Source organism: Steroidobacter cummioxidans, from assembly GCF_003104955.1.
In genome coordinates, this window is sequence record NZ_LSRW01000026.1 from 17,664 (window position 1) to 31,023 (window position 13,360).

7 protein-coding genes are annotated in these 13,360 nt (G+C 56.0%); 4 read left to right on the top strand and 3 right to left on the bottom strand.

The annotated features are described in order from the left end of the window. Positions 1-53: 53 nt before the first annotated feature. A complete protein-coding gene (locus D0550_RS35215; protein WP_170134672.1) occupies positions 54-1,517 on the top strand; it encodes a Fic family protein in 1,464 nt (487 codons plus the stop codon). Here D0550_RS35215 and avs3b read toward each other — a convergent pair. From avs3b to D0550_RS15125, 3 genes are all read right to left on the bottom strand, one after another. Then, the gene (gene avs3b, locus D0550_RS15110) at positions 1,411-2,337 is read right to left on the bottom strand and encodes an AVAST type 3 anti-phage protein Avs3b (RefSeq protein WP_322109610.1); all 927 of its coding nucleotides are present in this window, start codon (positions 2,335-2,337) and stop codon (positions 1,411-1,413) included. The genes D0550_RS35215 and avs3b overlap by 107 nt on opposite strands. Then, the gene (gene avs3a, locus D0550_RS15115) at positions 2,264-8,539 is read right to left on the bottom strand and encodes an AVAST type 3 anti-phage nuclease/ATPase Avs3a (protein ID WP_116810026.1); all 6,276 of its coding nucleotides are present in this window, start codon (positions 8,537-8,539) and stop codon (positions 2,264-2,266) included. Before avs3a ends, avs3b begins: the two co-directional genes overlap by 74 nt. Before the next feature lie 561 nt (positions 8,540-9,100). Then, on the bottom strand, positions 9,101-9,931 hold the full coding sequence (locus tag D0550_RS15125; protein ID WP_116810028.1) for a hypothetical protein: 831 nt from the start codon (positions 9,929-9,931) through the stop codon (positions 9,101-9,103). A gap of 257 nt (positions 9,932-10,188) precedes the next feature. Here D0550_RS15125 and D0550_RS15130 point away from each other — a divergent pair, with 257 nt between their 5' ends. The 3 genes from D0550_RS15130 to D0550_RS15140 all read left to right on the top strand — a co-directional run. Further along, positions 10,189-11,508, top strand: coding sequence for an RNA-binding domain-containing protein (locus D0550_RS15130; RefSeq protein ID WP_116810029.1), 1,320 nt, complete (start codon positions 10,189-10,191; stop codon positions 11,506-11,508). Between the two features lie 161 nt (positions 11,509-11,669). Continuing rightward, on the top strand, positions 11,670-12,392 hold the full coding sequence (locus D0550_RS15135) for a hypothetical protein (RefSeq protein ID WP_153067182.1): 723 nt from the start codon (positions 11,670-11,672) through the stop codon (positions 12,390-12,392). 223 nt (positions 12,393-12,615) lie between these two features. Next, a partial coding sequence (locus tag D0550_RS15140) for a Wadjet anti-phage system protein JetA family protein (protein ID WP_206606303.1) occupies positions 12,616-13,360 on the top strand: 745 nt, incomplete at its 3' end.

A 13,360-nucleotide genomic window follows, 5' to 3' on the forward strand; every position in this document is an offset into this window, starting at 1 on the left:
AAAATGGCGACACCCTGGCCTTTCCATCGCCACCTTATGTGGAGAAAAGCGACGTGCTGAAAATCGCCGGCAATGACCGGGCCGAGGCCAGGCGCCTGCAGCGTCTGGCTCGGCAGGGGCAATTGCAGCGGCTGGCGCCCGGCATCTATACCGACAACTTGGATGCGCCCATCGAGTCGGTCACCCGCAGGCACCTCAATGAGATCTGCGCGCTCATCATGCCTGGCTGCATTGTGTCGCATCGGTCCGCGTTCGAGCACCGGCCGACAGCCGGCGGGCAGTACTTCCTCACCGGCCCGTACCGGCGCGAGGTGCAACTGCCTGGTGTGAAGCTGCGTTACGCGCGGGGCCCGGGGCCCACCGACACAGACATCAGGCTTCCACTGCAGAGCGCCGATGCATTCATTTCGAGTCAGGCTCGGGCTCTACTGGAGAATCTCTCGCTCAGCCGCGGCGACCTCGCCGAACGACGCACGCTGGGGGCCTCGTTCGTAGAGGAGTGGCTCGAGCGATTCATCAGTCGTGACGTGAGCAATGAAGTCAACAAGCTTCGCGACCAAGCCCGATCGATTGCGGAGCCATTGGGTCTCAACGAAGAATTCAAAAGGCTGGATGCGATGATCGGCTCGCTGCTCGGCACGCGGGCAGCGACATTGATCACGCCTCAGGCGATCGCGCGCGCCGCACGTCGCCCATACGACGATGATCGGGTGACGTTGTTCGAAACGCTCGCCGCTGAACTTCAGAGCAACCCGATGGTGGTGCCGCCCGCGGCTGCGAATGAGGATCCACAGCTGCAGGCGTTCATCGAAACATATTTTTCGAACTTCATCGAAGGAACCGAATTTGAGATCGAGGTGGCGCACGATATCGTGGTCAACGACCGGCCACTGCAGTATCGCGAGGATGATTCCCACGACATCTTGGGAACCTACCGCGCCATCCTGCGCTCGAAGCGAGACCCGAGCCTCCCGCAGAGTGCGGAGACGTTCATCGCTCAGCTCAAAGATTGGAATCGACTCGTCATCGAATCCCGCCGGGAGAAGCACCCAGGCGACTTCAAAACGGCGGCAAACCGGGCCGGGCAGACCGTCTTCGTCGACCCGGACAAGGTCGTCGGCACGCTGATGAAAGGCTATGAAGTCACGATGGCGGCCGCAACACCTGCCAACCGGGCGGCGCTGGCGATGTTCGTCGTCACCGAAGTGCATCCGTTCGATGACGGCAATGGTCGTACCGCGCGTATCGCCATGAATCATTTCTTGTCGAATGCGGGCCTGACAAGAATCATCATTCCCACGATCTATCGTGACGATTACCTCAGCGCACTGAAGGCGATGTCGAATGGTCATCCCGTGCCGTTGCCGCGCATGCTCGCCTTTGCCGCGGGCTTCAGCCAATGGCTCGATGTCAGCTCGAAGGAGAAGGCGTTTCAGGCGCTGGCGCAATCGAATGCGATGAAGGAGGATCCGAGGAGGTTTCGGTTGGAGATTGGGGGTGAGGGAAGGGCGATCTAGCTTCAGACGCCGGATCGAATGGCATGTCCGACTTTGGTGGAAAAGGTGGGGCGAATGACAGGACCAACTTGCTATCATCGTCATCATCGATACGAGGCGATGCCGGGAGTTTTTCCCGCCGAGCTTTCAGATCGCGAAGCATTGTCTCAGCAAGTTTGATGAACCCCGCCAGGCGGCCTATTCGGTCCTCTAAGTGTTCTCGCGCCGCAGCGCCAACGTCAGGTTCGGAATCGCTTGAGACGAAGCGGATCACCACCGCCATTGGGCCTTCGTCTGCTCCTGCTGCTTCTGCTAGCTTGACCCACTCTTGGGACCGGTCTACGGCGGAACGCGCGGCTTCAGCGAGGCAGTACTGGATCAAAACCCGCGCGGAATAATCCAGCCCACTTATCATGTCAAGCCAGGCTTTCACTTCAGGGGGTTGATTGGCCTCTTCCTTTGGCGGCCTGGCAGATCGAAAGTAGCGACGAGTTTCATCGCGTGGATCCAAACTCTCGATCGCACGAAGGATTGGCTCCATATCCTCGAACGGACGCTTGCCGTCGGGTAGTTCGGCTCGGTGTTGCCACAGCTTTAGTATGACGTCGAAGCACTCTTTCGCTATCGATTTCTTTTCTTCTCCAGCGGCGTTTTCCGCATTCTCGATGAGTTCGGCCAGATAGTGTGCCATCCACCTCCCGAGAGTGTCGACCGAAGGCTCTAGCTGCAGTTCCTGGACAAGTCTGCGTCCCATTCGGAGGACGTGGTCAGACCGTGATGAGCTTGCCGTCTGGTTTGACAAGGTAGAGTTTGGCCCTTGTTGGAATTCGTTCTTCGTCATGTTCTTTACTGCTTTCGTATGGTTGATATCGGCGCCGGCGATCGATCTGCACCTCGACAATCAAGTCGCGATCTAGTCTTCTCAGTATGGCTTTAACCAAAGTCAAAGAGGCCTGGATTCTACTGCCTCGCTCCGGATTGGTAGTCTCGTGACGGATGGCTTCGTCGTAGTGCCCCCATACTTGTGATCTCATTACGATTGATTCTTCTTGGTCTTTCCAGCCTCTGAGATTCACGTCGGATTCGAGGCTCATTAGCTCGACAATATACTGAGCTGGTGACGGTGGCGGGAAACCTACACCACCCGCCCAGCGATCGCGGTCATCGAGTCCGTTGCTCGGGCGGCCCTCAACGATCCAGCCCTTAAGCGAGAAGCCAGATTCATCGTCAATCTCCATGTCGCTGTCGACACTCGGAATGGCATAGTCGTGTACGTCTTCCGCGGTGGAAAGTGCTCGGAGCAAAGCCTCAGATTTGGCTGGTGATACTAATGCACTGGATATATGGACCGATTGTTCCCGCTTGGAGTCGGCGGTCGTCCAGTATCCCCAGACGTTCAGCATCTCTCCTGAATGGAGTGCCTCGTCAAAATCGGTTGTCGCAATGGCATGCCCTGATCGGTCGTCCGTCTCTCGATGCCGCCAAGCGGGGTGTTCAAGTGGTGCCGGATCGCGTCGATCCCAAAGCCAGCCTCCGTCCGTTCGTGCCAGGTCGTGGCGATTGAGCCAATCGGCGAACTCATCCTCTTCACTGAACTCCGAGTGATGAGTTGGCCTACTAGCCAGCAGATTGCCGGCTAGAATCATCATTGCGTGATATGCGTAGTAGAACTGAAGCGTATCGGCGCGCGGATACGATCCGTGAGAATGATGAGTGTGATTCTCCACATAGATTCTCCGCCGCCCGCGCTCATCTTCGTCCCACCTTCCGCTGTGGGAGGTGCAAAATTCGGCACGAATGACCTTCAATGCCTTTCTCTCGATCTTCCCTTGTGATAGAGCGAATATGTTCCCGAGTGGTGCGTACCAATATGGTCCTATGTCGATGCCGAAGGAGTAGCGGTCTTCGTCGGCATTATTCTCTGACTCGACCTCGTCCTCTGCTCGATCGCGGTCGTAGTACTTAGACTTCACAGAAGGGAAGGGTGACAAGTTGATTCCGGCGAGACGTTCCTTGAGCTCATTCTGGTTTGGGACTATGCCGCAGTTCATCAATGCTGTCAGTGCACGCGCCCCAAACTGTCGAATTAGGACATGAGGCTGATCTTTCAGTGTCCAATCTGCAATTTGGTTTCCGAAGGGCGCTAATGCCGTCGGGAATTCCTGCGCTGCACGTGCAAGCCCGATTAGCAGCCATTGGAGTGCATGCAGGTCGTAGAACTTCAGCCTAGTATCAACAAACGGCGCGCCGCTTCTTTCGACTGCCAATTTCACAATTTGGTCGAGCATCTTCTGTCGGTTCAGTGCGGCGAGGCAAAGGACTGTGTGCGAACCTTCCCACCGCAGTACGCTTTCGGGTGCGGCCATCGACGCCCAGATATAGCCGGCTAAGGAAGCTGAGGTATCAGAGGGTGGCAGCAGTTCCCTTGACCAAGGGCCGTCCCCGTCTTTGTCCTCGAGCACCGGCGTAAGGAGTGCGAACCCAAAGTGGAGAGCTTCGAGCGACTCATCCTCTGATAGTCTAAGGACAAGCAGACCGACGAGAGAGAAGAGTCTGTTCGAGTCTACGGAGTCGGGTGTCTCTCCGATTGCATCGAGCACCACACCCGCCAGAGCACTCTGACTCATCCCGGCGAGGGAACTAGCCTCTGCGAAAGGAAATGCTTCGTAATACCGACTCTTTCTCACGTCCATGCAGAAGCGGCGACAAAAAGCCCTCACTGCCGACGCGATCGCGTGAGTAATCGCCGGTCGCCCTTTCCATGCTATTGGTATCTGCTCCAGGAAGTTTCGAAAATGGTACAGGGTAAACTCCGGCGCTTGGCCCACCGCTTGGATGAAGGAAGCTTCGGAACCTATCGAGACGCGTCGGGTAGCCTCTTGGAAGAACGCGTCGTAACTGAATGGTGATCCCGCATTCCTGAATGCTGAGTAGATGCGAGACAAGCCGATACTCGTCGCGAGGTCGCCGGCGGCGAAGACGGCGTCCCAGTTGTAGTGGGGCTCGCTTGTAACGCCAATACGCTCGTCAGCTTGATGGCAATCCTGCTCATTACTATCTCCCTTTTGGCTCTCGTCGAAAGCGATTGCTTCATTGAGGCCAGCTATCGTGATTCCATGCGCAGACGTGACCTCTGCCAGCTTTGATCGGTTTGCACTGGTGAACTGGACGTACCGATAGAAAAGCAAAGCAGCAGATTGTCTTTGGTCGTCGGTCTCGAATCTTTGCAGGGCTCGATCCAGCAGAAATTCGTAGGTCCAACCGGCGCGGAAGGGAACTAGAGCCAATGCATCACGTGCGTCGAGGCTGCCATCCGCAACCAGACGTTCGATTGCAACGGGAAGGGTCTCTTCATGCCAGCCAAAACCACGGTCACGCCAACGACTGAGTATGGCAATGGCGGAGGACGGGCAGAGTCCGCAAAGTGCTTGCACTGTTGCGTCCCAGTCGAAATGCTTGTCGCGTACGACGTATGCGAATGTTAGCTCGGCACAGCGGGCAAGGTTGTAAGCGGACTCGGGTGAAGCGCGGCCAATTCGGGCAGCACGATCAGCCAAGTGCAGAATGGCATCCCACCGAGACAGGTTTTCATCACCAATCTTGCTTGCTATTTCAACCGCTTCATTGAAGTACGCCTTGGCGTCCTCCGGACTTACCGTGAGAATGGCGCGTGCAGCGTCAATGTAGCCTTGAGATTTACTTTCAGCGTCCGCGCGCTCGCCCGCTGTGAGACTGAACGCTTCCTGAGCAAATTTAATCGCTGCCGATCTCGTTGCTTGACGCAGCCCACACAATCGAGAAAGAGACGTCAGGGTTTGTGTAAAAAGGGGCCTCCGTCGTTCAGTTCTCCATTGCGAGAAGGCTTCCATCGCTTGCGCGTTATCGGCGTCAATTCGCTGAAGGATGTCAATCCACACCAGCGCAACCTCGTTGACCGAATGTGCATCGTCATCGTAGTAAGAGGTCTTGGCGTTCTTGGATGCTTCGCGCGCACGTGTCAATTCCTCATGCAGCGAGGTCTTGGTCACTTGGCCAAGAAGCGCCGCCGCCCGAAGTTTGTGCCAAGGAAGAAGTGTGCCGATGTTCTCCTGGAATACACGTACGTCTTGTGATACCGAGTGTTTGTTCGTATCCATCTCGGTCAGGAACTCCGGGTGCCCTAGATCGCGAAGACTGATGTCTTGCTTCAGCAACGCCGCGCGCAGAGCGTACGCTCGCAACAAGGGAAGGCGAGTTCCCGAATATCGGGATGACATTGTCCTAGGCGGCTCGCTTGGAAGGTATCGTGAAAGCAGCGCGGCGGCGGCCTCGACGGTGCAGACTGAGTGGCTTAGTGCAGCTTCTGTGAGCGCTGTAACTGTATCGATAATGGTGTCTTTGTCATCCCAGCTATGATCGTGATTCAATCTGATCCGTCGGTCTGCGGCGAATCTAAATGCGCGATGTGCAACCTCAGCCGGTGGAACTCGTTGAACCTCGCGAAGCTCAACGATCAGTGCAAGTACTGTGCATAGGTTGTTGTGGGATGCTCGCGCAAGCTCATCCACGTCTCGATATCGGCCGTGATCGATTAGGCGTTTTGCGACAATACGACCGACACGAAAGGCAACTTGCCGCGGGCTCCAGCCTGCGAGGCTACGTGCGCCTTCTGCAGGGCCGTAGATATTGAGGTGTGCCAGTGTCAGCTCGGCAATATCTTGATCCGTGATTTGCTCTTTCTTTCGTTCATCCGGTCCCAGTTGGCTCCAGTTGCGCAACCATTCACCGGCCATACGCAGACGACTTCTAGCGTCACCTTGAAGTTCCGGACGGCCCGACAATAGTGCAGCGTCGTAGGCATGATGGGAGCCGAGCCACCCGGATTTGAATGTACGGCGGGATACGATCTCTTGGACAAGATCAGTTTCCAGGAATGCGGATGCTAGATCGGTATTCGATTGCAAGATCTTCCCCTGGCGGTCGTTGCCTGCCGTCTCGCCGCCAGCCTTCAGTGCAAGCTTGGTTGCGTCCGAGTACCGCTTTGAGCGTAATGCTGCTTTCAGCGCAAACTGAAGGCGCTGGAGTTCTACATCACGCTTCTCAAGAGGGGTCGTCTCCGGCAACGCTTCTGAAGTGAGAGCCAACGCGACGAGTTCGGTAAGTTTCCCAGCCTCTAGCATTAGATGTGGTAGCACCGAAGCTACATATGGGCTTTTCGTCGCGAGCGGCTTCAAACTGGCGATGAATTCAACGATGGCGTCGGGCGAAGGTTTGAATTTCTCGCGAAACCATGTTTCCGCGGGCTCATCAAAAAATTGAATCATATCGCCGGATATGATCAGTGGTCGCCCGAGATCGATCGCGAAGCTTCTGATCGCTCCTTCATCAACTCCAGACATCCTGGACAGTATTGGAATCGGTGTCAGCGGACGCAGGGCCGCGAGTCCAGCGCATATACTGTCAATCTGTCTCCTCTCAATCGAGCCAACGCTGTCCTTGAGCTTAGCGATCGCGTTCTCGAGTAAGTTCCCAATCGTGTCTTCGACGGTGGTCGGAGAAGGACCGAGGGCGCGGAGCGTCTCGGGCAGAGACAGATTTCTTGACAATGCGAGGGCTTGGACTCGAGGGTTCTCGGAGCTCAGGCGATGAAACTCATCGATATCGTGTTCGTTTGCATCGGCAAACTGGCGACGTAGAAAGATCGCTGTTTCGTCCCGATCGAAGGGGCGCAGCTCGCGTCGTATCGTACCAAATGGCGGATCAAGGAGGCTCTGTCGATGAGAGCGGCAAAGAAAGACAAGGCGCACGCCGCTCGGCATTTTTTCCCTGATCAGGTCACGAACGAAGGAGCGCGACTCGCCAACTTCTTCCGCCGCCATCTGCGAGTTGTCGGCAGCGTCCACAATGACACATAGAAGCGCGCTAGGATTTGCGAGTTGTAGGAGAGTTGTCGCTTGAGCTAATCGGTTGACGAAGGCCCGTACATATGCGGCGGCGTCGGCGTGGGTGGTGGGTATGAGCGGATGGCAAAGCCCTCTACCCGCTAGTTCATTTGCGATTTGTACCAGCGCATCCTTGTGTCTATGGCGGTAGCCCGATGCATTTCGATACTGGCCATTGCCGAAGCAGTCGTACAGGACGGATACGGATTCTTCAGGCAAGCCTGCGGAGATGCGCGTAGCGAATACCGTCTTGCCCACGCCGGCTGAAGCATGGACAACAACAGGCTGTGTGGCTTTGATGATCTCCTCAATAATATCGGTCTCTTGGGCGCGGGCTATCGCGGCATCGATCTTTTGGATCAAGCCTGGCGCAGGAAAAAGTCTGCTTTCATCAGTGCCCAACGCTCGCAGAACATCCATCTTTGTAATGACAGGATTCTTCTCTCCTTCGGATAGTGCCTTTCGAGTGATAAGTTCCTTAAGCTGCAGAGGTGCAGAGACATCGGCGTCCGGCAAGTACCCTTGCACATCCTGAAAAAGAATGTTGCGCTGGTCCCAATAATCATCTTGCTTGTCCGCCATCCGTAGCAGTTTTGAGAAGTGAGCAAGGCGATCCCCTGTCAAACCAGTGAACCGTTCCAATTTCCTGAGTTCGGTAGGATGTCGGGGTGACACTCCGGCCTGAGCGTCGGCTATGGCCTCACTGAAGCCTCTTGCGATCCATCGGTTTGTGACAAACCAGAACTCGATTCTTGAGAGAAGTGCTTCGGTGGAGAGCGACTGAAGCAATTCTCGGTAACGCCTGGCGAATCCCGTAATGGTTTTCTCAAGTCCACTCGCAGTCCAAGGCTCGGTTGCGTGTAGCGTCGAATGCTTGAGCTGCATATAGCGGACCAACCGCGCCTTTGAGACTTGTTCGTTCCCAAAGTACTCGGCGATGTCTATGATTTCGTCGCCTTCGCCAGTCACAAGACCCGCATCCTCCTGGGGGGATGCTCCTTCGATGCTGATGGCTACAAGGTCGTCCTGTGATGAAAGGAGCCTCAGTGAGCGGCGAGCGGCCCACAAATAGTGAAACTGATCGCCATCTCGACTCGGCCGAACAAGATTGGTGTTTGACATTATTTGGCTATCAGATGCAGGTAGCAGCCCGGTCTATCATTGCATTCTCGCTGGCGGAAATATTGTTGTCGACGTTGCTGAGTCTTTCCCCTGTGGGCGTTTTCGCAGATTCGCTGAGGTTCCGTCGGAGGGGGCAAGGTCATGACTCGTTCACCTGGGTAGGATGCTTCAGGGGTGTAGGGTCCCTCATGATTTTCTCGGTACAGCAAAGACCCGTTTTGACAGGTCCTCAGGTACCCGGGATGATGGTTGGCAATTATGTGGCCCCTGCCAGGATGCTCGACTACACCGGGAATAGAGCAACGGCGATAGCGATGCCCACGGCGATCCGCATGGATAGGCCACGAATGAGTTGAGCGCCAATTTTTCTAACCACGTCGCGATTGAGGCTCAATCGGGCACCGATGCTTAGGTCTAAGGCATGCGATCGGAGTTCCGTGCGAACGATAAACAGCGATTTCGAAGGGGCCCTTTCGTGCTTGCGATTCGTCATTGCTACCTCCCAGCAGGATGTGGTTAGCAACTTAGCATCGCTCCAGCACCCCAGGGGCTGGCGAAATCTCAACACTTCCTGGTCGTCAGTCGAATGAAGCGCCTCGGATCGATAGCCCGGATCGCCGGCCAGTCCCCCTGATCTTTCCAGTGCTTGGCCGTGGTGATGGCAATCTCGGTTGCACGTTTGACCCAAGCCGGATGTCGAAGTAGACCTAGAAGGTCGAAACCCATCGGCAGCTTCGGATCTGGCTCTTTGCTGCAATCCCGCAACTCCAGGATCGTGCATCGAAGGCCCTCTGCCATATGCATAACCGCTCTAGCGGGGGCGATGACGTGTGACCGGACATTCCTTTCATGCATTCCGATCTGGGTGGATATGGCGCGCACGATGTCATTCACTGACGGCATATGCTCGTCCGATTCGTACCGGCATGTTTCCACGTAGGGCTCAGGTGCGTGTCCATTCCAGCGCCATCCACCCTGGAATCCCTCGGGGCGTTCGCCCTCACGACGCCGGATCCAGTGCCGATCTCGCTGAATGTCGAGCGGTGGTCGCTGCCCAACTATCCGACGACTCGCCCATTTCATGGTACCAGACCACAGAAACTTCTCGGCCGCCAACAGCCGCAGCAGTATGTGGCGGTTTGCGAAGTTTAAAGAGTTCAGCATCTGCTGCTTCGGGACGCTCCTCAGGAGGTCCGAATGATGCTTGTTGCCGCCCTTGGGGAGTCGTCGATGATGTCGTGCCGCGCGAACGGCGTAACTGCAGAAAGCACGATACAACCTTTCTCTTTTTGCCTGATCGGTCGGCTTGGGATAGGTCAGAAGGCACAAGTACATCATTGCACCTATCCAGTGATCGGAGCCCTCGACCGGCAGTTCAATTCGTTCCGGCATGCGATAACGAGCTAGTATTGGGTGGGTAATCGAATTCCCGCTCAAGTCGCCTTGACATTCCAGATTCTCCGGGACTGGAGTCGTTTCGTTAGGCTGCTAAACTTAGCGCAGGGTGCCAGCATCTTCTAGTCTGAGATTTTTAAGGACGAGGAGACACGCATGCTGGGACTCCCGGTCTAATGACTTATCTCCGGACGCTCGAGCGTGTTCCGAGTTCTGGGTAAGCGAATGAGCCTCTGTGTCCGGGAGAGCACCGTATGTTCTTTGATCGTCTTTCGCTCAAAAATTTCGGACCGTTTGAATCAGCTGAGTTTGCCTTTCGGCCGGGTGTCGTCAACGTCATTATAGGCCAGAATGCCTCTGGCAAGTCACAGCTGACTGGTGCCATTGTCGCAGCATTGATTGGCAGGCCGGCGCTTCGGATCGAGGAAGATGGGCTTGGCCCTTCGATCGTTGATGTGTGCGTCAGGGAGGGAGACGTTGCCGAGCATCTCCGTCTGTCTGTGGCGCAGAGTAACGACAGCGATGTGACCGTCGAGCAATTCTCCAGGAGTGCGGACAATTGTGAATCGACGGACGCTTTGAAGCTGCGATTGCTGGCTGCTTGGTCCAATCCTGCGGGGCCCAGGCTTTTGCTTCTACCTTCGACCTTGTCTCGACCATCCGATCTCAGCTCGGACGATCTCAAGGCAGCTATTCCGGCCAGCTTCAAGCGTACGCGGGAATGGTGGCAGCTGCTGGAAAGTGGAGTCATGGAAGGAGGAGCTGCTGCGAGTGGCAGGGAGGAGACTCTTCGCGTCTTTTTAGATGAGCTCGCGCGCCGAAGTCGATCGCGCGAGAGTCTTCCGTTGATTGTTGATGAGTTCGGCTGGTTCGGGGACGATAATTTGACTGCGAAGCTGCTGGAAGCCATCGCCGAAACTTCCCAGGTCATACTGCTGTCACATCGACAGCCAACCTATCGATTCGACAACGCGATCTATCTGGAGTCTCGTGTCACCGAGGTCCATTCACTGGCGTACTACAATAATTTGATTGAGCAGCAGCGGCCGCGTCTCAAAGCTCGGAGGCGGGCGGAATGGGTGCGCGGCGCCGTCTTCCCTCTGCCTGAAAGTCGCACCTGTGAATTGAAAGAGATCAAGGGGAGCAGTCCAGTGGCTGCGATCAGAAGCCTTGTGGATCAGTACGTCGTGGCGTTCCTCAACGCGGGACATCCTCAGGAAGGTTTGATTCTGTGGGGGGTACGAGACGAGGATCGAACGATCACCGGAGTCGTGCTGTCAGAGCAGGATTGCGACGAGGTACGACGTGTGGTGACTGATAAGCTCCATCAAATCACACCAACGCTTGCGCCCACCGCGTATCGGGTCGAAATGCATCACGTTACTGATGGAATGCAAGTGATTCCAAATCTATACGTGGTCGAGATCAGGGTCCCGGCTGCGCGTCGAGCGCTCCTGTATGCAACTGGTGGCGGGGAGGTTTATGTAAAAACGGACTCTGGAAAGCGCCGGTTATCGGTAGTGGAGATTCAGCTCGAACTGTTGAATCGGGTCGGCATCGACGTGCCTCTGTGAGTCAAGCCGATCTCGGGCTGCATCGAAGTGGCCTGTCCCCGGACGAGGCGAACTCTCCCCGCGACTTTCGATCAGACCGGTCCATCCCCTAGAACATACCCTGGCTTGAGTCGACGCGGCGCACTACGCATTGTTGTCTCGTCACAGCCAGGATCAGTCAATTGACCGTTGAACCGCTTCCGGATGCTTTCAAGAAATTTAAGCGTGATCAACGGGCGGCGCTGGCAAGGATTGCGAGGGCGACTCGTGGTACGCACGACGTAGGTGACATGGAGTCGGAGGCATGGCTAATTGCCATTGAAATAGGGAAGCGGAGCACTCAGCGCGTTGATCTTTCGAACCCCGCGGAGCAGGATCAGGTCCTAGCGTGGCTTTACAAAAGGTTCGTTGATTTCGTGGCTGGCAAGCTGAAGGAGAGCATTGATAAAACATCCGATACCGAATCAACATGGCACGATCGTTTGGTGGCATCGGAAGATAGCGATCCTTTGGAACAGCTCATACGCATCGATGACCAGCAGCCTCCGATCACTTCCATCAGCAAGGGGTTCTCACAGTATTCCGCTTACATTGTCTTGCTGCAGAGGTGCGGGACGAGCGTCCTTGGGCTGGCCGAGTATTTGTGTGTCTCCTTGCAAACCCTGAAAAAGCGCATAGAGGATGCAAAAGAGCACGCGGACAGGCAGCCATCGTTGTTTGACCACGTTGCGGAGATCGATGCTGCATTCGTGCCGCGAGTTGTCTGGATACAGAATCTCTGGGCTAAGTGGTGCGCCAGGGCCGCCCGGTTCCAGAATCAACTGTCACCTGACACATACCACGCGCCGGTGACCCACGAATACAAGATGGGCCATGTCGCTCTTGAGCAAATTCAATTGATGTGACAGGCGGGCTATTTTCAGCAATGCGACATGCGGATGCGGGTCAGACACAGCTCCCCCACCCGAGGTCGGACTTAGAGTGCCGAAGCTGTGCCGTTTGTCTCAATTCGGGTTTTGAAATGCGAACTCAGTTCGCAGCTTTCTCAGTGCGGTCCGTTCCTAAAATGGCCGCCATCACCTGCATGGATCGGTCGTCTCAAGGGGGCGGCGAGCGAGGGATCTCTCGATGTCGACTGCATTTTTCTGCGGCCCGAAAGCGCATTTCTTTCGCCCATTGACCTGGCAAGACCGTGAGTGCTACGCCGCTGTATTGCGCAGCCTTTTCGAGCGCGTGCACGGCGCGCACGCTGACTACTCCGAGGTGCTCACTCGCGATCGGGTGATCTCTATGATCCTCCACGTGCTCTCTGATCCCGCCTATCGGGTGCATGTGTTCAATCCGGGTGAAATAATTTCAGAGGACAAGGAGCGCGCGGCGGCGGCGCAGATGCTCCTCGAACTCAAATCTCACGGATGGGTTGAGGATCACAAGGACCCGATTGATCTCAAGCCTACGCTGAAACTGAGTCGTGCCGGCAAAGAGTTTGCCGAAGTTTTCTCGAGTCTCGACAACTCACGCGCCAAGACGCGCCAGCGCAACATGCGCTCAGCCAAGAAATCGCTCGATGCGTTCCTGCAGAGCCTTGATGCCGATGAGCTGCTGGATGGCTACGACTATGCCACGCGCGTCGTGCAGGATCTGCAGGAAGATATCGAATACTTCCGAATGCTCTTGCAGAGCCTCACCCGGGAGGCCCTCGAGCAGAAGGTCGCATGGGAGGAATTCAATGAGTTCGTCGAGAGGCGCTTCGCACGGGAGTACTCGGTACGACTGGTGGCGGATTCCGCTGAGCGTCATCGCGGAAATATCCTCGAAATGCTCGACCTTATTCTTCGAAAGCTTTTTCGACGCCGACAAAACGCGCCACCGT

Bases quoted from the DNA above. Each gene is read 5' to 3' on its own strand.
- D0550_RS15130 (WP_116810029.1), top strand. From the start codon at position 10,189: ATGTTCTTTGATCGTCTTTCGCTCAAAAATTTCGGACCGTTTGAATCA.
- avs3a (WP_116810026.1), bottom strand. From the start codon at position 8,539: ATGTCAAACACCAATCTTGTTCGGCCGAGTCGAGATGGCGATCAGTTT.
- avs3b (WP_322109610.1), bottom strand. From the start codon at position 2,337: ATGACGAAGAACGAATTCCAACAAGGGCCAAACTCTACCTTGTCAAAC.
- D0550_RS15125 (WP_116810028.1), bottom strand. From the start codon at position 9,931: ATGCCGGAACGAATTGAACTGCCGGTCGAGGGCTCCGATCACTGGATA.